We start from the raw sequence: 21,508 nt of genomic DNA, 5'->3' as shown, positions 1-21,508 counted from the left end.
AGGGGAAGGGGTTAACGGAATTCCAATCAGACGTTGAAGCGGAAATGGAAGATGTCGCCGTCGTTGACGACGTATTCCTTGCCTTCCTGGCGCATCTTGCCGTTGTCCTTGGCGCCCTGCTCGCCGCCCAGCGTGACGTAGCTGTCGAAGTCGATGGTCTCGGCCCGGATGAAGCCGCGCTCGAAATCGGTGTGGATGACGCCCGCCGCTTCCGGGGCCTTGGCGCCGCGGCGCACGGTCCAGGCGCGGGCCTCCTTCGGGCCGACGGTGAAGAAGGTGATGAGGTCGAGCAGTTGGAAGCCGGCGCGGATCAGCTTGTTGAGGCCGGTCTCCTCCAGACCGAGGGATTCCAGGAACTCCTGCTTCTCGGCGGCGTCGGAGAGCTGGGCGACCTCCGCCTCGATGGCGGCGGAGATGACGACCATGCCGGCGTTCTCGGCCTTGGCCTTCTCGGCGACCTTGGCGGTCAGGCTGTTGCCGGTGGCGGCGGAGGCCTCCTCGACGTTGCAGACGTAGAGGACCGGCTTGGCGGTCAGCAGCATGAACTGCTTGAAGACCGGCTTCTCCTCCTCGCTGACCTCGACGACGCGGGCCGGCTTGCCGTCCTGGAGGACCTTCAGCGCGCGCTCCATCAGATCGGCCTTGATCTTGGAGTCCTTGTCGCCGCCCTTAGCCTTCTTCTGGAGGCTGGTGAGCTGGCGCTCCAGGCTCTCCATGTCGGCGAGCATCAGCTCCGTCTCGACCACCTCGGCGTCGCGCAGGGGATCGACGTTGCCTTCCACATGGGTGACGTCGTCGTCCTCGAAGCAGCGCAGGACGTGGACGATGGCGTCCACCTCGCGGATGTTGGCGAGGAACTGGTTGCCCAGACCTTCACCCTTCGAGGCGCCGCGGATCAGGCCGGCGATGTCGACGAATTCGAGCTGGGTCGGGATGGTCTTCTGCGACTTGGCGATGGCCGCCAGCTTGTCCAGCCGCGGGTCGGGCACGCCGACGCGGCCGACGTTCGGCTCCTTGGTGCAGAAGGGGAAGTTCGCCGCCTCGGCCGCCTGGGTGGCGGTCAGCGCGTTGAACAGGGTCGACTTGCCGACGTTCGGCAGGCCGACGATGCCGCAATTGAAGCCCATGGGGGTGCTCGCCGTCGGAAATCTCGGGAATTGGGGCGCTTTATCCTACGTGGAGCCGCAAAGCGCAAACGGGAAGTGGGGGTGGGCAGGGTTGAGCGCCGCTTCCGGTGCGCCGGAGTCACCGCGGGCGGAACAGGAAGGGCACGGAGAAGACGCGATCCTCCGCCGTCAGGCCGGGCGGCGGGGTGGGGAAGGGGGATGCCTTGCGCACCGCGGCCAGGGCCGCCCGGTCCAACGCCTCGTCGCCGCTCGACGTCAGGATGGCGGCGTCGAGCACCTCGCCCGCCGTGCCGAGGGTCAGCTTGACGGTGGCCTGCCCGCCGCCGACCACCTTCTCCGGCTTGTGCCGTCCGATCCAGGCCCAGACCTCCGCTCCGTAATCCACCACCGCGCCCCGGCTCGCCGAGACCGGCTCGGACGCGGCGGCGGCGTGGCCGGTTCCGGTTTCGGTGGACGGCGCCGGGGAAGGATTCGGAACAGGAGCCGCCTGCGGTTTCGTCATCGCCTTGACGGGCGGCTTCGGCGCTGGCTTTGGCAGCGGCTTGGGTGGTGGTGGAGGGATCGCTTCCGGTGCGGGTTCCGCGGTCGGCTCGACCGCCGGGGGCGCCGGTTCCGGTTCCGGCGCGGAGTCCCGCTGCGGTTCGATCTCCGGAGTGATCTCCGGTTCGGCAACCGCTGCCGGTGGCGGGCCGCTGTCCGCCTCGGACGCTACCAGCATCACCTCGATCACCGGGGTGATGGTGTCGTTGAGGCTGACGGCGCCGGTCTCCTCCGCGACCGTGCCGGGGGCCGCTCCGGCGGCGGACAGGAGGACGGCCAGGACGCCGGCGTGCAGCGTCCCGGACAGGGCGAGCGCCCCCAGCGGCCGGCGGGCCGGCTGGGGACGCCCGTGCAGGCGGATCGCGCGCAAGGCGGGGACCTCGTCAGCCGGCCTCCATCAGAAGGCCATGGTCAGGCCGAGGTTGAAGGACCGCCCCATGCCAGCCAGCGCGCCGATCGGCTGGCGGTTGCCGCTGGCGCGGAAGTCGCCGTAATCGACGCCGCCCAGCGGCAGGTCGTAGTGGGCGTCGAACAGGTTCTCGATCCCGACGTCGGCGCGCAGGTTGCCCCAGACGTAGCCGGTGCGCAGGTTGACCAGGGCGTAGCTGGGGGTTTCCGGCTCGTTCCGCCCGGAATCGACCAGGAACTTGCGCCCGACCATCTGGAACTCCAGGACGCTGCTCCAGTCGCCCAGCCGGTGGCCGAGGTCGATCGTCCCGTTCAGCGGCATGATGTGATAGAGGTCGCGCCCGGTGTCGAGGTTGCGGCCGCGGACGTAGCTGACCACGGCACCCACCGTGAACTCGCCCAGCCGCTCGTCCTGGTGGACGGTGCTGCGGCCCTCGGCGTTGATGCCGTAGAGCTCCGCCGCGTGGTTGGCGAAGCGCAGCTGGACGAAGCCGTTCGACAGGGTGCCGATGCGGTCGGCGTCGATGAAGTTCTCGACGTGCGAATAATAGGGCGTGATCTTGACCGACCAGCGCTTGGCCCCGGCGTCCTGCCAGGCGGCGGTGGCGCCGACCGTGTAGGCGGTCTCCGGCTTCAGGTCCGGGTTGCCGACATAGCCGTTGGCGTCGCCGTACCAGCCGATCATGGTGGAGGACATGCCCCCGGTGCCCCAGGCGAAGCGCTCGTACAGGTTGGGCGAGCGGGTCTTGCGGGCGAAGCCCAGCTCGTAGCGTTCCGACGCGGACGGCGCGAAGCGGAGCAGCGCCGTGGCGTCGACGTTCACGTCGGTCTTGGAGCGGTCACCCCGGTTGAAGGCCCGCGCCGCCGCCGCGTCCGGGTTCGCCATGCCCATCATGCCCATGCCGATTGTGTTGGCCCAGGAATAGGGCTGGACCGGCCCGTTCTCCATCCACACCACGTCGTTGCGCATGCCGAGCAGCGAGGTCCAGGCCGGGGTCCAGCGCTTCTCCCACTCGGCGAAGGTGCCCAGCCGGTCGCGCCGCGCGTCGTTCAGGTTCACGAAGGTCAGCGGCGACATCATCGCCGCCCCGGCGACCGGCGGCCACCAGTCGTCGATGCGGTAGCGGACCAGCTCGTTGCCGACGCGCAGCGTGTCCTGCGCCGACAGCGGAACCTCCGCCGAGACGGCGTAGCCCATCTCGTGCGAGTCCGTGTTCATCGGCATGCCGCCGCGGTCGGCGCCGCCCTTGTCGTGCAGGAAATTCATGGCGTGGACGGTGCGCTGCCAGAAGGCGCGGCCGTCCAGCGTGCCCCAGTCGAACTCGCCCTTGTAATGGCCGTTCAGCGTGGTGCCGCGGTTCAGCGTCATGTCCATGCGCTGGTTCGCGAAGCCGGAATAAGGCGAATACTGGTAGCCGCCGGACAGGGTGATTTCGTGCCCGTCCTTGCGCGCGCTGGCCGACAGCGCGTGGTTCTGCACGTTGTAGAGGGTGGAGCGGACCTTGTCCCCGTCGCCGTCCTCGTAATCGTCCGCCCGGCTCCAGGCGCCGGTGTAGCGCAGGCTGAACCGCTCGGTCGCCGTGGTGGCGGTGCCGGACAGGGTGGTGCCGTTGCCGTTCGAGCGGTAGACGGTGGACAGGCTGCCCTCGCCGTGGATCGGCTCGCCGGGCTGGGCGTAGACGGGGGGCTTGCTGGTCACCGAGACGGTGCCGGCGATGCTGTCGCCGCCCTTGCTGACCGGGGTGACCCCGGCGATGGCCTCGATGGCGCCGATGATGGTGGGGTCGGCGTAGGACAGCGGCGCGTTCATGTGGTTGGCGCAGGCGGCGGTCATCGGCATGCCGTCGAGCTGGACGCGCACGCGGTCGTCGGCCAGACCGTTCAGCGCCGGCAGGCTGGAGAAGCCGCCCGCGCTGTAGAGCGACACGCCCGGCAGGCTGCGCAGCAGCGCCGCGGCGTCCGGGCTGGCCAGCTTACGGCTGGCGATTTCGGCGGCGTCGAGCGTGCCGGCGCCGAGCGGCCGGGACAGACCCGTCTCCGGCGCCGTGGCGGCGGAGGCGGTGTCCGTCTCGACCGGGACGGCGGGCAGGGCCTGCGGGGTCTGGGCTGCGGCCGGCGCGCCGAGAGCGGCGAGGACCGCCGTCAGAAGGGCGGTGGAGGCGAGAAGGCGCTTGGACAAACGGGGGGCGTTCGCCGCGGCGGCGGCGGTGGTCAGGCGAATCATCGGGGGCTCGTTCTCGACAAGGGACGAGTGAAAATCGGCGCAGCTTTGCGATCCCGCCCGGCCGTCGATCCGCGCGACAATCGGCGCAAGGGATCGCGACCGGCGGGTTGCGGTGCGGAGGCTGGCGTGACGGATGAGGGTGGGCACGGCCGGGAGGGCCGCGCCGCCGGGCTCAACAGCCGGGCGCGGCGATCACAGGGCGCGTGCCGGGGGTGGTCAGACGAGGGCCGGGGGCGCTCGGGCCTTCAACCGCGACAGGAACCAGCCGGCGGCGATGTGCTGGCCAGGCAGCCCGATGGAGCTGTGGGCGACGACGGAAACCGGAAGCACCACGGTCAACGGCGGGGGCGGTGCGGTGAGGACGGCGACCAGCCCGCAGACCGGGCAGTCCTCGCCCATGGACAGCGTGGGCTTGCCGTCCGGGATCTGGGCCGGGATCTGGGCCGGAAGCAGGGATTGGGGCGGTGGGCCGTCGGGGAGGGTGATGGAGGCCATGCCCTGCGGCGTGCAGATCATGACCGTCTCGCCGGTCGCGGCGTTGACCACCGGGACCAGGAAGGCCCAGCCGAGAAGCTGCAGCAGCAAGGCCATACCGCCCGCCATCACGGCGGCGCGGCCCAGCCTGCGTCCGATGCTTCCGAGCGAAACCCGCATGTCCCGGGCGAACCCCTTTATCCGAGCAAGGGGTTAGGCTAATCGGGCTAAGCCGAAGGGGCAATGGACCATTGGTCGCACCCCGACGCCGGAACGCGACCTCAGGAGGGCAACACCTCGCCCAGCGCGCCGGCCAGATCGGCGGGCAGCACCGGCTTGTGCAGCAGGCGGCAGCCGAGCGACATCGCCTCGCGCAAGCGTTCCGGGGCGGTGTCGCCGGTGATGATGATGCCCGGCACCGGCCAGCGCTGGCGCACCAGCTCGACCACCGAACGCCCGGAGTCGCCGCCCGGCAGACGGTAGTCGGTCAGCACCACATGGGGGCGCCGCAGGCTGGGCAGCGTCGCGGCCAGCTCCCCCGCCGAGGACACGGCGACCACGCGCAGGCCCCAGCGCTTCAGCATCATGGTCATGCTGCGGCGGACCTGCTCGTCGTCCTCGACCAGCAGCACCGTGCGCCCCTTCAGCCGCGGTTCCCGGCTGACGGCCGGCACCGCCGCGGCGCCGGTGGCCGGCTTGCGGGCGTAGGGCACCGTCACGGAGAAGACCGAACCCGACCCGACCCACGAGCGCAACGTCACCTCCGTTCCCAGCAGGTGGGCGATGCGCGACACGATGGACAGCCCCAACCCGAAGCCCTGGGTGGCGTTGCGCTCCGGGTTTTTGAGCTGGCGGAACTCCTCGAAGATGGCCTCGCGGGCGTCCTCGGGGATGCCCGGCCCGTTGTCCCACACCTGGAACTCGACCCCATCCGCCCGGCGGCGGCATCCGACCAGCACCCGGCCTCGGCCATCCATTCCTTTGCCGTCCGTTCCCTTCGGCCGGCCATGGGCGATGGCGTTGGACAGCAGATTGCGCAGCATCCGTTCCAGAAGGTGCGGATCGGTGCACACCGCAAGGCGGCTGGGCTGGCAGCGCAATTCGATGGACGAGGCCTCGGCCACGCTGCGGAATTCCTCGGTCAGACGGGTCATCAGGGCGGTGGGGGAGAAGTCTGCGACCGACACCTCGATGACGCCGGCCTCCAGCCGGGACAGGTCGAGCAGCCCGCTCAGCATGCCGTTCAGGCTGTCGATGGACGCCTTCAGCCGGTTGAGCGATTCCTGGGCGATCGGGTCGGCGCCGACCGAGCCGAGCAGGACGTGGGCGTAGAGGGCCGCCGCCTGGATCGGCTGGCGCAGGTCGTGGCTGGCCGCGGCGAGGAACTTGGTCTTGGCCCGGTTCGCCGCCTCGGCGGCTTCCTTGGCGCGCTTCAGCTGCTCCTGCGTCCGCTTCCGCTCGGTCACGTCGCGGAAGATCACGGCGATGCGGCGCTGCTCGGGGGCGCCGACCTTGAAGACGTAGAAGCTGAGCCACTTCTCCAGCGGACCGGCGTACAGCTCCGTCCGCGTTGGTTCCCCATCACGGGCGGCGCGGCCGAACACCTCGTACCATTGATCCTCGAAGGCCGGGCTGATCTCGCGCAGCCGCCGCCCCACGAAGTCCTCCCCCATCATGCGCTGCGCCGCGGGATTCATCTCCAGATGGAGGACATCCGCCGGCCGGTCGCCGTCGAACAGGACGTCGGCGAGGAGGAACCCCTCGTCCATCGCCTCGAACAGGGTGCGGAACCGCCGCTCGCTCTCGGCGAGCTGGGCCGTGCGCTCCTCGACCCGCTGCTCCAGATCGGCGTTGGCCTCCTCCAGTTCCTCGGTGAGGACCTGAAGCTCCTCGTAGGAGGTCTGGAGTTCCTCCGACAGATGGCTTTCGTCCCGGCGGAGCGTGTTCAAGCGCTGGTCGGAATCCGCCAGGGCGTCGAGCAGCTCCGCGCGGCGGGTTTCCGACAGGGTGAGGCGTTCGCGCAACGCGGCGATCTCATGCCGCTGCGCGGTCATCTCCTCTTCCATCTGAAGCCGGTCGGCGGCGAGAAGGCGGGTTTCCTCCTGGGCATCCTCCGCCGTCACCAGGGCCTGTTCCAGGCTCCGGTCCAGTTCCGCGACGCGCTGGAGCAACGATTCACGCTCGGACTCGCGCGCCTCGTCCCCCGCATGGATGGATGCCGATCTGCCCAAGCCCTCCCCCTTCGCTGGGAACGAATGATTGCACAGACCGCACAACAGCGCGCACGTGGAAAAGTTATAAGACCAAAGCCGGGATTTCCCCGCCGAAGCGCTGTTGGTGCTTTGCATGCAAAAACGGTTGTGCCCGACCCATGGATAAGAGGGACATCCTGGCCATCGGGGCCTCCGCCGGTGGGATCACCGCCCTGCGGAGGCTGTTCGCGGCCATGCCGCGCGACGTGACGGCCACAGTCTTCGTCGTGCAGCACATCGGTGCCACGCACAGCGTGCTGCCGGTTCTGCTGTCGCGCGCCGGCTGGCTTCCCGCCTTCCATCCCGAGGATGGCGAGCCGGTGCGGGAGGGCTGGATCCACGTCGCCCCGCCCGATCATCATCTGCTCGTCAAGGACGGCTGCGCGCTGGTGCGCCGCGGGGCGCGGGAGAACCGCTGCCGCCCGGCCATCGATCCGCTGTTCCGGTCGTTGGCGGTCGCTTATGGGGTGCGGGCGGTGGGGCTGATCCTGACCGGCACGCTGGACGATGGAACCGCCGGGCTGCGCGCGGTCAAGCGCTGCGGCGGGCTGGCGCTGGTCCAGGACCCGGACGATGCCGAATGGCCGGACATGCCGCGCAACGCCATGCGGCACACTTCCGTGGATGCCTGCGCCCCGCTGTCCGACCTGCCGACGCTGCTGAGCCGCCTGCTGAACGAGCCGTCCGGACCCCCGGTGCCGGTGCCCGACGACATCGCGATGGAGGCGCGCGTCCCGGAGAACGAGTTCGACGCGGTGCCGGAACTCACCGCCTCCGTCGGCAAGCCGAGCACGCTGAGCTGCCCCGATTGCGGCGGCAATCTGGTGGAGATCGAGGATGGCCCGCTGCTGCGCTTCCGCTGCAAGGTCGGCCACGCCTACGGCCCCGAGACACTGGCGGAAGCCCATCGGGAGTCGATCGAGAAGGCCATCTGGGTCGCCCTGCGCACCCACCAGGACCGCGCCATCATGTTCCGGCGCCTGGCCGAGCGGGCCCGTGAGCACGGCCACGCCACCGTCGAGGCCCAATGGACCAAGTCCGCCTGGGAGGCCGAGCGCACCGTGGCGATGCTGAAGGAGGTGCTGTCGAAGCAGGGGCAGGCGTTGGCGGGCAGCATGGCCGGGGAAGGGGAGGATTGATGACAGCGCCTCCAGCCGATGCGGAACGGGCAAAGGCTGGGGCATCATGAGGGACAATGCCCTGATCGTGGTCGGTGCGTCGGCGGGTGGGCTGGAGGCGCTGGAGGCCCTGGTCGGCGGCTTGCCGGGCGGGCTGCGCGCGGCGGTGTGTGTCGTCCTGCACATCGGGGACCGGCCCAGCGCCGCGCCGTCCATCCTCGACCGGGCCGGGCCGCTTCCGGCCAGCCACGCCACGGACCGGGAGGCGCTCCGATGCGGACGCATTTACGTGGCGCCGCCGGGGTGCCATCTGGTGGTGGAATTGTCCGGGCGCCTGTGCCTGTCGCGCGGGCCGCGCGAGAACGGCACCCGGCCCGCCGTCGACCCGCTGTTCCGGTCCGCCGCGCGGGCTTGCGGACCGGCGGTCATCGGCGTGGTCCTGTCGGGGGCGTTAAACGACGGCACGGCGGGCCTTGCCGAGATCAAGCGGCGGGGCGGTGTCGCCGTGGTGCAGGATCCGGCGGACGCGTGGTATCCCGGCATGCCGCGCAGCGCGCTCGACCACCTTGCGGTCGATCACTGCGTGCCGGCGGCGGCCATGGGGGCACTGCTCGTCCGGCTGGTTGCGGAACGCGATGCGGACGCCACACCGCCCGCGGCATCCAAGGAGACGCCTATGGAAGGCATATACGACTTGAACAGGCCGGCTGCCCTGACCTGCCCGGATTGCGGAGGGGCGCTCCGCGAGACCAGGGTGGACACGCTGCCCTACTTCACCTGCCACATCGGCCACCGCTACGGCGCCGACAGCATGGAGGAGGCGCAGCTTCACAGGATGGAGCAGGCGTTCGAGGTGGCGCTGCGGGCTTTGAACGAACGCGCCGCCCTGTGCCGGCGCCTTGCCGAGACGGCGCAGGGCATGGGGCAGGCGCTGTCCGCCAAGCGGTGGGACGAGGCCGGGCGCGAAGCGCACGAGCGCGCGGAGGTGCTGATCCGCTTCCTTGGCGAGGAGTGGATTCGCCCCCCTTTCCACCCCGGACGCGGCGGCGCGCCCGACCGGTTCTGACCCGCCCCCGCTCGGCCCCTTTCCCGGCTCCTTACCCCGCCTCCGCCTTCTCGCCGCCCTCCGTGCCGAGATGCTGGCGTTCGGTGGTGTCGTGCACCATGGCGACGAGGATCGGCGGCTGTTCCCCGCCGAAATGCTGAAGGCAGACCTCGACCGGATGGGGGCCGCGCTGGCTGCCCTGCATCACCGTCTCGAAGACCACCTCCTCCTTGTCGCCCGAGAGAAGAGGCGCCACGAGCGCCCGGAAGCGCTCCACCGGCACCTCGGGCATCAGATCGTGCACGGCCAACCGTTTCAGATGCTCCAGCTTGTAGCCTAGCTTGGTCTCGGCGCCGCGGTTCACCAGCAGAAAACGGAAGCTGGACGGGTCCAGGAAATAAACCTCGTTCAGGGATTCGCCGATGATCCGTCCGAGATAGCCGGCGAAGGCCTCGGTCCGGGTCTGCTCGGTCACGTCCTCGAAGATCAGGACGACGCCGCGAGCCTCCCGCGCCTCGTACAGCAGCGGGGAGAGCCGGACCCGGCAGGTCACCGCGCGGCCGCGCCGGTCCACGGCGTTCAGCATGACGGGCGTCTGCGGCGCCTCGCTGTGCAGGACCCTCTCCAGGTCGAGGCGGAGCCGGTGCACCGGCAGGCCGATGTCGAGGTCGAGGAACTCCTCGTCCTGCACCTCCTCGGCGCGCAGGCCCCACATGTTCTCGCCCCAGCGGTTCCAGGAGCGCACGCGCAAATCCTGGTCCAGGACGATGATGCCCACGTCCATGCTGCGCAGGACCGATTCCGAGTAGCGGCGGAACTCCCCGGACTCCTCGCCCTGGCGGCGCAGCTCCTCGTTGGCGACCTCCAGCTCCTCGTTCGCGGAGCGCAGCTCCTCGTTCATGGTCTCCAGCTCCTCGTTGGTGGACTGGAGTTCCTCGTTGGTGGTTTCCAACTCCTCGTTGGTGGACTGGAGCTCCTCGTTGGTCGTCTCCAGCTCCTCGTTGGAGCTTTGCAGCTCCTCGATTGTCGTCTCCAGGCTCTCCTGGGCCGCCTCCAGCTCCTGCTGCACCTGGAAATGCCGGCTGGTGTCGGTGAAGCCGAGCAGCGTCGCGAAGGGCTTGCCGTCGCGCCCGTAGAGCAGGGAGATTTCGATGGTCAGGCGCATCGGTTCGCCCGGCGGGCGGGCGAATTCCTGATGCTCGATGCGCACCACGCGCCCGGTCTTCTGCACCTCCTCGATGCGCGAGCGCAGCTCCGCCGGGCGGTAGGAGATCGACAGGTCCTGGAACGGGCGGCCGATGTCGATCTCGCCCACGTCGAGAAGGCGCCGGGCCATGGCGTTGGCGAAGACGAGGATGCCGTCGCCGTTGACCGACAGATAGGCGGTGGCGCTGCTGTCCACGATGCCTTCCATCAGCCGGCTCTGGAAGCTCTGCCGGTGGTTGTTGTTCTCCGGCGCGATGGTCAGGCTGCCGCCCAGGCTGCGCCGCCATTCCTGCGGCACCTTGCGGAAGATGCGGCTCTTCAGGTTCACCGGCTCGAACATCTTGGAGCGGGCGAGCTGGGTCTCCGCCTTGCCGAGGAACAGGACGCCGTCGCTGGTCAGCGCGTAGTGAAGACGCGGCAGGACGATGTTCTGGGTGTCGCTTTCCAGATAGATCAGCAGGTTGCGGCAGACCAGCAGGTCGATGCGCGAGATCGGGGCGTCGGTCACCAGATTGTGCCGCCCGAAGATCACGCATTTGCGCAGCTCGCGCTGGAAGACATAGTGGTTGTTGGTGCGCTCGAAATACCGCTCCAGCAACGCGGGCGGCACGCTTTCCACGTCGCGCGGCGAGTAGATGGCGTGCCGCGCGGTGTTCAGCGCCGCGTCGTCCAGGTCGGTGGCGTAGATCTTCACCCGGTTGATGAAGGCGTCCTTGCCCAGAGCCTCGGCGAGCAGCATGGCGAGGGAATAAGGCTCCTCCCCCGACGCGCAGCCGGCGCTCCAGATGCGGATGGGGTCGCGGTCGGACCGCTGCGCCAGGATCTGTGGGACCACATCCTTCCGCAGCACGTCCCACGACTCGGTGTCGCGGAAGAAGGAGGTCACGTTGATCAGCACGGTGTTCAGGAGATGGATGAATTCCTGCGGGTCGGCTTCCAGCAGTCCGTGGTAGGCGGCGAAATCCTCGCAGCCGGCTTCCTCCATCCGGCGGCGGATGCGCCGTTGCAGGCTGGTGCGCTTGTAGCCGCGAAAATCGAGGCCGCGGCTTTCCTGGATGTAGCGGATCAGCGCCTCGAATTCGGGGTCGGCGGGGTCCTTGGCGCTGGCTTCCTTGCCGGACATCTCAATGCGCCTCGTCCCAATTGCCGCCGATGCCGGCGTCGGCCACCAGCGGCACGCCGAGCGTCGCGGCCCCTTCCATGACCTGCCGCACCAGGGCGGCGGCGCGCTCGGCCTGATCCTCCGGCGCCTCGAACAGCAGTTCGTCGTGCACCTGGAGCAGCATGCGGACCTCGTCGAAGCCGGCTTCTTTCAAGGCATCGGGCACGCGGGCCATGGCGCGCTTCATGATGTCGGCGGCGGTGCCCTGGATCGGCGCGTTGATCGCCTGCCGTTCCGCGAAGGCGCGGCGGGCGGCGTTCTTGTCGTGGATGCCGGGGATGTAACAGCGCCGTCCGAACAGAGTCACCACATGGCCGTTCTGGCGGGCGAAGGCCTTGGTCGCCTCCATCCATACCTTCAGCTCGTGGAAGCGCTCGAAATAGGCCTTGATGAAGGCGTTGGCCTCACCCGGCGCGATGCCGAGCTGGCGGCCCAGCCCGAAGCCGGAAATGCCGTAGATGATGCCGAAGTTGATCGCCTTGGCCTTGCGGCGGGTCTCCGAGGTCATCTGGTCCAGCGGCACACCGAAGACCTGGCTGGCGGTGGCCGCGTGAATGTCGATGCCGTCCTGGAAGGCCTGTTTCAGCGCCGCGATGTCGGCCATCTCGGCGACCAGCCGCAGCTCGATCTGCGAATAGTCGATGGAGATCAGCTTGTGGCCGGGAGCGGCGACGAAGGCGCGGCGAATCTTGCGCCCTTCCTCGGTGCGGACCGGGATGTTCTGAAGGTTCGGGTCGGTCGAGGACAGGCGGCCGGTGTTGGTCGCCGCCATGGCGAAGGCGGTGTGCACCCGTTCCGTCCCCTCGACGATCTGCGCCTGGAGCGCGTCGGTGTAGGTGTTCTTCAGCTTGGCGAGCTGCCGCCAGTCGAGCACACGCTGGGCGATGACGTGGCCCTGCTCCGCCAGCTCCTCCAGCACGCTGGAATCGGTGGAGTAGGCGCCGGTCTTGCCCTTCTTGCCGGTGCCCAGCTTCATCTCGTCGAACAGGATCTCGCCGAGCTGCTTGGGCGAGCCGATGTTGAAGCTGCGCCCGGCGTGCTGATGCACCTCCTTCTCGATCTCCGCCATGCGGACGGCGAGGTCCTGCGAGAGGCGGGCGAGTGCCGCCCGGTCCACCCGGATGCCGCAGGATTCCATGTCGGCGATCACCGGGACCAGCGGGCGCTCCAGCGTCTCGTAGACGGTGACCATCCGCTCGTCGACCAGCCGCGGCTTCAGCACCCGCCACAGGCGCAGCGTGATGTCGGCGTCCTCCGCGGCGTAGGCCAGCGCCTTGTCCAGCGGCACGCGGTCGAAGGTGATCTGGTTCTTCCCGGTGCCGCAGACCTCCTTGTAGGGGATGGTCGTGTGGGCGAGGTGCAGCTCCGCCAGTTCGTCCATGCCGTGGCCGTGGGCGCCGCCCTCCAGCACATAGGAGATCAGCATGCTGTCGTCGACCGGCGACACGCGCACGCCGTGCCGGGCGAACAGCTGATGGTCGAACTTGAAATTGTGCCCGATCTTCAGGATCGCCGGGTCCTCCAGCACCTCCTTCAGGGCCTTCAGCGCGTCCTCCGCCGGGATCTGCTTGGGCGCTTCCGGCGTCTCGAAGGACAGCTCCCCGCTGGCCGCGGCGTTGGGGGCCTGATGGGCCAGCGGGATGTAGCAGGCCAGCCCCGGCTCGGTCGCCAGCGAGATGCCGACCAGCGTCGCCGTGGCGGGGGTCAGCGAGTTGGTCTCGGTGTCCACGGCCAGGACGCCGGTGGTTCGGGCGCGCTCCAGCCAGACGGCCAGGGCGTCGAGGTCCTGCACCAGCGCGTAGCGCTGCTCGACGTCGGTCGGCGGGGCAGGGCGGCTGCGCGGCGCGGCGGCCTCCGCCGCCGGAGCGGAGGAGGGGGTGGCCGTCCTGGCCGGGCCGGCAGACGGTGTGGCGGCGGAGGGGACCGCGCCGTCGGCGATGGTGCCGTCCTTGCGCATCTCCGCCTCGACGCGGCTGACGATGGTGCGGAAGCCCTGGGCGCGCAGGAAGTCGATCAGCTTCTGGTGGTCGGGCTCGCGGACGCGCAGCTCCTCCAGCGGCTTCGGCGGCGGGGCGTGGTCGTCCAGCAGGACGAGGCGGCGGGAGATCCGCGCCTGCTCCGCGAAGTCGATCAGCTTCTGGCGGCGGGCCGGCTGCTTGATCTCGCCGGCGCGGGCCAGCAGCGATTCCAGGTCGCCGTATTCGGTGATGAGCTGGGCCGCGGTCTTCACGCCGATGCCCGGCACGCCCGGCACGTTGTCGACGCTGTCGCCGGCCAGCGCCTGCACGTCCACCACCCGGTCGGGGGCGACGCCGAACTTCTCGAACACCTCGTCGGGGCCGATGGGCTTGTTCTTCAGCGGGTCGAGCATGCGCACGCCGGGGCGGACGAGCTGCATCATGTCCTTGTCGGACGACACGATGGTGACCTCGCGCCCGGCCTCGTTGGCCAGCCGCGCGTAGGTGGCGATCAGGTCATCGGCCTCGTAGCCCTCCAGCTCCAGGCAAGGCAGGCAGAAGGCCTCCGTCGCCTCGCGGATCAGGGCGAACTGGGGCTTCAGCTCCTCCGGCGGCTCCGGGCGGTGGGCCTTGTATTCGGGATAGAACTCGTTGCGGAAGTTCAGCCGCTTCGAATCGAAGACCACCGCCACCGCGGAGGCCTTGAGGTCAGCCAGCAGCTTCAGCAGCATGTTGGAGAAGCCCAGCACCGCGTTCACCGGCGTGCCGTCCGGGCGGTTCAGCATCGGCAGGGCATGGAAGGCCCGGAAGATGAAGCCCGACCCGTCCACCAGATACAGGCCGCTGCCGTCCCCGGCGGGCGCGGGGGCGTCGGTGACGGTCTGGAGCGTGTCGGTGGTCTTTTCGTCGGACATGATGCGGCCTCTTCCCTTCGGGGCGATACCATGGCCGAAGGCGGCCCGAGAGTCGAGCGCCCGACGCCCCCGAAAAGACCGGTCGTGAAGGGCCGTGCGGTCAGTCGCCGGTTTGGCGGTTGGGGGCGGCGACCGGCTTGGATTCGGGGGAGCCGCGCTCGCGCAGATAGATGCCGAGCACGACCAGAACCCCCATGGACAGGAACTCGCTTTGCCAGTTCTGGAAGCTCTCGTACCAGAATTCCGGATCGGCGAGGGTTTCGCCCATGGTCCGGATGGGCTGGTGGTGCCACGCCGCCTCCTCGTTCGAACGCCGCGTGCTGCCCGCCAGATGCAGGACGAAGGACATCACGAACAGCGTCACCAGAGCGACGCTGAGCGAGTGGGAGTAGAGCCGCAGCAGCAGGCCGCCCCGGTGCACCGGCCAGGGCGCGTCGGGATCGCCGCGCCGACGCTCGGGCGCTTCGTCCTCCGGGTTGGACTCTCCCGGCTTCTTGGATTCCGATGAGCCCTTCTGGACCAGGATGGCGGTCAGCAGCACATAGACCGACATCTGGAGGAACTCGCTCTCCCAGTTTTCGAAGGTCGCCGACAGGAAATGGCCGGTGGTCAGGTAATCGAGGAAGCCGACGGGCGGCTGGGCGTGCAGGTGAAGCTCCTCCGCCAGGGCCCGCCACCCGGCCAGCACCTGCCCGACGATGGAGGCGAGGAACAGCCCGAACAAGGCGACCGACAGTCCGTTGTCCCGCAGGAAGCGACGCATGTGCTGCACCTTGATTCCGATGCCACGCCCTGATCCGTTCAACGCTTGGCCGGGCAAGAGGTTTCGCCGGCGCCCCGCGGTGCGGCCCGGTTCCCGTGCCAGGAACCTCGAAAGGCGCGGTCCTGTTGATCCGTGGTCCCACACAACAACCTTTGGTCCAGCCACCATGAACCGATACGCTGCTGGAGCCATCGCCGGGCTGGCCGGCACGGTCGCCATGACGGCGGCCATGCGCGCGATGTTCCGCGCCCTGCCGGAGAAGGACCGTTACCCGTTGCCGCCGCGCCTGATCACCGACCGCGTCGTTGGCCCGACCGGCCTGATGGACGCGTTGGACGAACCGGAGCGCCGCAACCTGACGCTCGCCCTGCATTACGGCTATGGCGCCGCCGCCGGGGCGCTGTATCCGGTGGTCGCGCGTCGGACCGGCGGACCGGCGGTGACGACGGGGATCGGCTACGGCCTCGCGGTTTGGGGCGCCAGCTATCTCGGCTGGATTCCGGCGATGCGTATCCTGACCCCCGCAACCCGCCATCCACGCGCCCGCAACGGCCTGATGCTGGCCGCCCATGTGGTGTGGGGAGGGGTGACGGGGGTGACGGCCGCGTATTTGATGGGAGGGGGGAACCGGAGCCGGGCCGGTGAGGACCCGATGGCGGGCACCCGCGAGCATGCCCCTGCTGTCCGGGAGCTGGCGTAGCGTTCAAACAGCAATGCGGGGATACAAATAAAAAAGGCCTAGCCCGCATTGCGGCTAAGCCTTTGAAATCGCTGGCGGACCCGAATGGATTCGAACCATCGGCCTCTGCCTTCGGAGGGCAGCGCTCTATCCAGCTGAGCTACGGGTCCATCATCAGCGGAGGCGCACCATAGCGAAAACCCTCGGCCAGTGCAAACACTCCTTTCGACATTTTTTCACACCCCCGCAGGGGCTTCGATCCGCTCCTATTTCGCCGCCAGGAGGCTGCGATTGCGGTCGGCGCCGCTGGCCAGGGGCTGCTTGGGGTTCTCGATCCAGGCGGCGATGTCGTTGACCACCACCTGACCCTTCAGGTCGCGCAGCAGCATGTGCCAGCCGTCGGGATAGACCGCCACCACATGCCGCCCGCCGGACTCGAAGTCCTCGACCGCGCGGTTGACCGGGGTCTTCGGCAGCACCTCCTCGTGGGCGCCATAGAGCACCAGGGACGGCACCTTCAGATGGCCGCAGGCGGCCAGGGCGGTGCCCATCAGGTCGGTCAGCCCCTCCAGCGCATCGACGCGGGAACCCTTGATGACCAGCGGGTCGCGCCCCAGCGCGCGCAGCATCTCGATGTTGTCGGACGCCTGGATCTTCAGGTCCTTCGGTGGGTGCACAACCATCCCCGGCACCATGTTGTAGCTGAGCCAGAGCAGGGCCCGCGGGAAGAAGCCCATCGCGTCCCGGCCCCAGACGGCGGGGGCGACCAGGACCGTGCCGTTCACGTCGGGCGGAGTCGCGCTGGTCATCGCCGCCAGCACCACGGCGCCGCCCATGCTCTCGCCCATCAGATAGACCGGCAGGCCGGGATGGCGGGCGTGGATCTGCGAGACGGCGGTCTTGAGGTCGGCGACCAGCGTGTCGGTGCCCGGCCAGATGCCGGTGTTCCGCGTGGCGCCGAACCCCCGCTGGTCGTAGGCGTAGACCGCGATCCCCCGCGCGGCGAGGCTGCGACCGGCCCCGTCGAAGGCGTTGGAATAATCGTTGTAGCCGTGCAGGGCCAGAACCACCGCGTGCGGCGCCCCGCCCTCGGGCAGCCAGCGCCGCAGCGGCAGTTCGAAGCCGTCGGCGGCGACCAGGGCGCTGTCGGTCAGGGCCGGCTGGGCCACGGGGAGGCCCATCGGCTGGTAGGCCGCGGTGCAGCCGGACAGCAGAAGGCCGATCCCGACGATCAGTTTTGCCATCCGGCCGGCCGCCCTACGCCGCATCGTGCGCGATCTCCTTGCGGGCATGCGCGCCGCCGGTCAATTGCAGGAAGATGTCCTCCAGGTCCGACTCCTCGGTGCTGAGGTCGACCACCCCCAGCCCCGCCCCGGCCAGCGCGGCGAGGATGCCGTCCACCCGCTGGCGGCTCGGCTGATAGCGGACGATCAGGCGCCGCGGCTCGGCCAGTTCGGCGGTGAAGGCGGACAGCTCCGCCGGCACGGCGTCCAGGTCGCGGTCGACCAGCACGGTCAGCGCCTTGGCGTCCACCCGGCGGAGCAGCGTCGCCGTCGGCTCGCAGGCCACCACCGTGCCATGGTTGATGATGGCGATGGAGTCGCACAGCTCCTGCGCCTCCTCCAGATAGTGGGTGGTCAGCAGCACCGTCGAGCCCTCGCGGTTCAGCTTGCGCACATGCTCCCACAGCTGGATGCGCAGTTCCACGTCCACGCCGGCGGTCGGCTCGTCCAGCACCAGGACGGGCGGGGTGTGCACCATCGCCTTTGCCACCATCAGCCGCCGCTTCATGCCGCCCGACAGCGACCGGGCGTAGGCGTCGGCCTTGTCGCGCAGACCCACCGCCTCCAGCAGCTCCTCGGTCCGGCGCTCGGCCTTGGGCACGCCGTAGAGGCCGGCCTGAAGCTCCAGCATTTCCCGCGGGGTGAAAAAGGGGTCCATGTTCAGTTCCTGGGGGACCACGCCGATCGACGCCCGCGCTTGGCGCGGATGGGCGTCGATGTCGGTTCCCCAGATCGACACCGTGCCGCCGGTCTTGTTGACCAGTCCGGCCATGATGTTGATGAGCGTGGACTTGCCCGCTCCGTTCGGCCCCAGCAGCCCGAACACCGCACCGCGCGGAATCGCCAGGTCGATGCCCTTAAGGGCTTGTTTCGGGCCGGCCTTTCCAGAGGCCTGGTAGGTCTTGGTGAGGCCGCGCACCTCCACGGCGTAGGCGGGGACAACGTGGGCGGGCAGGGCGGCGGCGTTCAGCGGGGCGTTCGCAACCATGGAGTCGAAAGGGCCTTTCCAGTCGTGCCCCGAGTCCGAACCCCCGGGGTCGATCACTGTCCAATCACTTGATCCGTCCGGCGCGTTGGGTATGATCCGACCCCGCGCGCGTGCCTCATTCGGTGGGCATCTTAACGATGGCGTTAACGCGCGCGTGTGTCAAAGCGGAGGATGTCTGCCATGCAGCCAATTGAAACGATCGAAGTCGAGACTCTGACCGTCGGATGCGACGGTGGTGGTGGCGCGCTCGGCCACCCGCTGGTCTATCTGACGCTGAGCGCCGAGGGGAAGGTCGAGTGCCCCTACTGCTCGCGCCACTTCGTCCTGAAGGAAGGCGCGAAGACGGGCACGCACGGGCACTGACCCCGGCGGCGCCTCTTACAGGGCGGAATCCCGCACGCAGCGAGGGCCGGAGCGATCCGGCCCTTTTTGTTCGCCGGCGGTCCGAACCGGTGATTCGAGGTGATTCTGTGGCCTTTCCGCCACCCGACGCTGCGACGATGCAACGTGTGGGCGGCCGCGGTCATATGCTTCTTTTGTTGCAATTGTGAAAAATATAGAACGAACCGCCTTGACGCGCGTCGCGATCCGCCCTCTACTTTTTTGCGGCGCAAAAGAGGCGTCCATCGCAATTGCCCGTTCAGGTCCTCCGCATGCTTTTTCCAGAGGCCAACGCTCTCGCGCCAGATGAGGCCCGATCCATGAGCCAAGAGACGGAAGAGCAGTACAGAAGTATTTTCGAGAACGCGGTCGAGGGCATCTACCAGACCACGGTGGACGGGCGTTACTTGCGGGTCAACCCGGCGCTGGCGCGGATCTACGGCTACCGCTCGCCGGACGACCTGATCGACAACCTGACGGACATCGCCGGCCAGCTCTACGTCGATCCCGGCAAGCGCGAGGCCTTCGCCCGCCTGATGGCCGAGCGCGACGTGGTGCAGAGCTTCGAGGCGCGGGTCTTCCGCAACGACGGCTCGATCATCTGGATTTCGGAGAACGCGCGCTGCGTGCGCGACCCGCAGGGCCGCATCCGCTATTACGAAGGCACCGTCCAGGACATCACCGAGCGCAAGCAGCACGAGGAGAAGATCCGGCTGCTCGCCACCGTCTTCGACAGCGTGGCCGACGGCATCCTGATCGTGGACCCCGACCTGTCGGTGCAGGCGGTCAACCCGGCCTACGAGGTGATGACCGATTTCCAGCGCGAGGCGCTCCTCCACCGCCCGCTGGTGATCTTCGCCCCCGGCTCGCACGAGCGCGCCTTCATCGAGGACATCTGGCGCACCGCCCGCACGGAAGGCCGCTGGCAGGGCGAGGTGACCAGCTTCCGCCATTCCGGCGACGCCTTCGCGGCCTCGCTGTCGGTCACGGCGGTGCGCGCGCCGGGCGGGGTGCTGGAGCATTACGTGCTGACGCTCGCCGACATCAGCCAGCGCAAGTACCAGGAACACCAGATCCGCTACCAGGCCAGCTTCGACCGGCTGACCGACCTGCCCAACCGCTGGCTGGTCTGCGAGCGGCTGGAGGAGGCGATCGTGCGCGCCCAGCGCATGCGCACCAAGGTCGCCGTGGCCTTCCTCGACCTCAACCGCTTCAAGCAGGTGAACGACACGCTGGGCCACCACGCCGGCGACGACCTGCTGAAGCTGGTGGCCAAGCGGCTGCGCAACTGCACGCGCGTGTCCGACACGGTGGGCCGGCTGGGCGGCGACGAGTTCCTGATCGTGGCGCCCGACGCGGTGGACCGCGCCGCCGGCGCTCGGCTGGTCGAGAAGGTGCTCTATTCAATGGGCGAGCCCTTCGCCGTCCACAATCAGGAGCTTTTCTGCGGCGCCTCCATCGGCGTCGCCTTCTTCCCGGACGACGGCGAGACGGCGGACCAGCTCCTGCGCAACGCCGACCTCGCCATGTACCACGCCAAGCGCAACCCGGAGTGCAAGTTCGTCTTCTACGAGGCGGGCATGCGCGAGCGCACCGGCTTCACGCTGGGGCTGGAAAGCGACCTGCGCCGCGCCGCCGCGACCGGCGAGGAGTTCGAGCTGCATTTCCAGCCCAAGGTGGACATGCCGCGCCGCGGCTTCCACCGGGTGATCGGGGCGGAGGCGCTGATCCGCTGGCGGCATCCGGTCCGCGGCCTCGTCAGTCCGGCGGAGTTCATCCCGCTGGCCGAGGAGACGGGGCTGATCTGGGAAATCGGCGCCTGGACCTTGAGGGAGGCCTGCGGCCGGCTGGCCGGCTGGCTGGCCGCCGGGCTGGACATCGCGTCGGTGTCGGTCAACCTGTCGCCGCGCCAGTTCCAGGACGCGCGTCTGGTGAACTTCGTCCGCGACGTGGTGGACCGCAGCGGCGTGCCGCCCGAACGGCTGGAGCTGGAGCTGACCGAGGGCGCCATGATCGGCGACATCGAGAAGGCGGTGACCATCCTGCACGGGCTGAAGGGGATCGGCATCCGCCTGTCCATCGACGATTTCGGGACCGGCTATTCCTCCCTGGCCTATCTGAAGCGGTTCCCGATCAACACGCTGAAGATCGACCGCAGCTTCGTCCGCGACATCGTGCAGTCCTCGACCGACCCGGCCATCGTCAACACCATCGTGAACCTCGCCGACAGCCTGGGCTTCGACACCATCGCCGAAGGGGTGGAGACGGAGGAGCAGGCGGACATGCTGCGCCGCCAGCGCTGCACGCGCATTCAGGGCTTCCTGATCAGCCGTCCGCTGGACGTGGATGCCTTCGAGCGCTTCCTGGTGGAGAACGCCGGGTAACCGGGGCCCGCGATCGCGCTTTCATCCTCGGAGCCTCCCTTGGAGGAATCCCCGGTCGACCGAGCGCCGTCCAACGGCGGCGACGGCGGGGCGGTCGCGTCATCGACGCGCCGGCAGCGGGGGCGCGTACCTCCAAAAGCTCCCAAACGCGCCGCAACTCCGACGCGACATTCCCCCCAATTCCAAGTGCGTTCGTGAAACAGTTCGCTGAGCGAACATAATCGCTTGCGGGCTAGTGGTATCTGGTATACCGTATCACCAATCCAAGCCGCTTCCCTTCTCCGGGGCAACGAAACCGCGGCCCAAACCCCTTCAGCCGGGGGCCCTTCCAACGTGAAGGGGAAAGAAGAGTCAGGGACGGGAACAGCCATGCAGACGATGAGTTTCTCGGTCGCACCCCTCGATCAGGGGATGAGCTTCAAGGCCAAGGCCTACCAGTCGCTGCGCCAGGCCATCACCCAGATGGACATCTACGGCGGGCCGAGCGAGATCCGCCTCGACGAGCGCCAGCTCTGCGAGGCGCTGGGCGTCAGCCGCACCCCGGTGCGCGAGGCCATGGCGCTGCTGGAGCAGGAGGGCTTCATCCGCTCCATGCCCCGGCG

At 69.0% G+C, this 21,508-nt stretch carries 16 protein-coding genes and 1 tRNA gene; 6 read left to right on the top strand and 11 right to left on the bottom strand.

Annotated features, from left to right (window positions below; genetic code table 11):
* Positions 1-26 precede the first annotated feature (26 nt).
* The 5 genes from ychF to FBZ83_RS29020 all read right to left on the bottom strand — a co-directional run bounded on the left by ychF (position 27) and on the right by FBZ83_RS29020 (position 7,004).
* Positions 27-1,127 carry a redox-regulated ATPase YchF gene (gene ychF, locus FBZ83_RS29040; RefSeq protein ID WP_145690229.1) on the bottom strand — a complete coding sequence of 367 codons (1,101 nt, stop codon included), beginning with the start codon at positions 1,125-1,127 and terminating at the stop codon, positions 27-29.
* A 118-nt stretch (positions 1,128-1,245) separates the two neighbouring features.
* The gene (locus FBZ83_RS29035; protein ID WP_145690228.1) at positions 1,246-2,037 is read right to left on the bottom strand and encodes an energy transducer TonB family protein; all 792 of its coding nucleotides are present in this window, start codon (positions 2,035-2,037) and stop codon (positions 1,246-1,248) included.
* A 27-nt stretch (positions 2,038-2,064) separates the two neighbouring features.
* Positions 2,065-4,299 (bottom strand): TonB-dependent receptor, encoded by a 2,235-nt coding sequence (locus FBZ83_RS29030; protein ID WP_145690227.1) that lies wholly within the window; start codon positions 4,297-4,299, stop codon positions 2,065-2,067.
* Between the two features lie 216 nt (positions 4,300-4,515).
* Entirely contained in the window at positions 4,516-4,890 is a 375-nt protein-coding gene (locus tag FBZ83_RS29025; RefSeq protein WP_247888526.1) for a DUF2946 family protein, read from the bottom strand.
* Between the two features lie 164 nt (positions 4,891-5,054).
* Complete coding sequence (locus FBZ83_RS29020; RefSeq protein WP_145690226.1) at positions 5,055-7,004, bottom strand: ATP-binding response regulator; 1,950 nt, start codon at positions 7,002-7,004, stop codon at positions 5,055-5,057.
* 140 nt (positions 7,005-7,144) lie between these two features.
* Between FBZ83_RS29020 and FBZ83_RS29015 the strand changes: the two genes are divergently transcribed.
* Both FBZ83_RS29015 and FBZ83_RS29010 read left to right on the top strand, forming a co-directional pair.
* Positions 7,145-8,164, top strand: coding sequence for a chemotaxis protein CheB (locus FBZ83_RS29015; RefSeq protein WP_145690225.1), 1,020 nt, complete (start codon positions 7,145-7,147; stop codon positions 8,162-8,164).
* 46 nt (positions 8,165-8,210) lie between these two features.
* Positions 8,211-9,209: a chemotaxis protein CheB gene (locus FBZ83_RS29010; protein ID WP_145690224.1), complete on the top strand. Its 999-nt coding sequence runs from the start codon at positions 8,211-8,213 to the stop codon at positions 9,207-9,209.
* Positions 9,210-9,240: 31 nt separating this feature from the next.
* On the opposite strand, the gene FBZ83_RS29005 is transcribed toward FBZ83_RS29010, so the two are convergent.
* The 3 genes from FBZ83_RS29005 to FBZ83_RS28995 all read right to left on the bottom strand — a co-directional run bounded on the left by FBZ83_RS29005 (position 9,241) and on the right by FBZ83_RS28995 (position 15,191).
* Positions 9,241-11,517: a CheR family methyltransferase gene (locus FBZ83_RS29005; protein WP_145690223.1), complete on the bottom strand. Its 2,277-nt coding sequence runs from the start codon at positions 11,515-11,517 to the stop codon at positions 9,241-9,243.
* 1 nt (position 11,518) lies between these two features.
* Positions 11,519-14,428 carry a DNA polymerase I gene (polA, locus tag FBZ83_RS29000; RefSeq protein ID WP_145690222.1) on the bottom strand — a complete coding sequence of 970 codons (2,910 nt, stop codon included), beginning with the start codon at positions 14,426-14,428 and terminating at the stop codon, positions 11,519-11,521.
* A 100-nt stretch (positions 14,429-14,528) separates the two neighbouring features.
* Positions 14,529-15,191: a DUF6766 family protein gene (locus tag FBZ83_RS28995; RefSeq protein WP_145690221.1), complete on the bottom strand. Its 663-nt coding sequence runs from the start codon at positions 15,189-15,191 to the stop codon at positions 14,529-14,531.
* A 166-nt stretch (positions 15,192-15,357) separates the two neighbouring features.
* On the opposite strand from FBZ83_RS28995, the gene FBZ83_RS28990 reads away from it, so the two are divergent.
* Entirely contained in the window at positions 15,358-15,891 is a 534-nt protein-coding gene (locus FBZ83_RS28990; protein WP_145690220.1) for a hypothetical protein, read from the top strand.
* Positions 15,892-15,963: 72 nt separating this feature from the next.
* Here FBZ83_RS28990 and FBZ83_RS28985 read toward each other — a convergent pair.
* The 3 genes from FBZ83_RS28985 to FBZ83_RS28975 form a co-directional block, all read right to left on the bottom strand.
* Positions 15,964-16,040, bottom strand: a tRNA-Arg gene (locus FBZ83_RS28985).
* A 96-nt stretch (positions 16,041-16,136) separates the two neighbouring features.
* Positions 16,137-17,114 (bottom strand): alpha/beta fold hydrolase, encoded by a 978-nt coding sequence (locus FBZ83_RS28980; protein WP_145690219.1) that lies wholly within the window; start codon positions 17,112-17,114, stop codon positions 16,137-16,139.
* A gap of 13 nt (positions 17,115-17,127) precedes the next feature.
* Positions 17,128-18,141, bottom strand: a complete 1,014-nt coding sequence (locus FBZ83_RS28975; protein WP_145690218.1) for an ABC transporter ATP-binding protein — start codon at positions 18,139-18,141, stop codon at positions 17,128-17,130.
* A 171-nt stretch (positions 18,142-18,312) separates the two neighbouring features.
* Here FBZ83_RS28975 and FBZ83_RS28970 point away from each other — a divergent pair, with 171 nt between their 5' ends.
* The 3 genes from FBZ83_RS28970 to FBZ83_RS28960 form a co-directional block, all read left to right on the top strand.
* Positions 18,313-18,504 carry a zinc-finger domain-containing protein gene (locus FBZ83_RS28970; RefSeq protein ID WP_079285642.1) on the top strand — a complete coding sequence of 64 codons (192 nt, stop codon included), beginning with the start codon at positions 18,313-18,315 and terminating at the stop codon, positions 18,502-18,504.
* Between the two features lie 338 nt (positions 18,505-18,842).
* Positions 18,843-20,906 carry a putative bifunctional diguanylate cyclase/phosphodiesterase gene (locus FBZ83_RS28965; RefSeq protein ID WP_145690217.1) on the top strand — a complete coding sequence of 688 codons (2,064 nt, stop codon included), beginning with the start codon at positions 18,843-18,845 and terminating at the stop codon, positions 20,904-20,906.
* 369 nt (positions 20,907-21,275) lie between these two features.
* A partial coding sequence (locus FBZ83_RS28960) for a GntR family transcriptional regulator (protein WP_145690216.1) occupies positions 21,276-21,508 on the top strand: 233 nt, incomplete at its 3' end.

Source organism: Azospirillum brasilense (assembly GCF_007827815.1).
GTDB lineage: Bacteria > Pseudomonadota > Alphaproteobacteria > Azospirillales > Azospirillaceae > Azospirillum > Azospirillum brasilense_C.
Note: the sequence above shows the minus strand (reverse complement) of the source record. Positions and strands in the feature narration are given on the sequence as shown.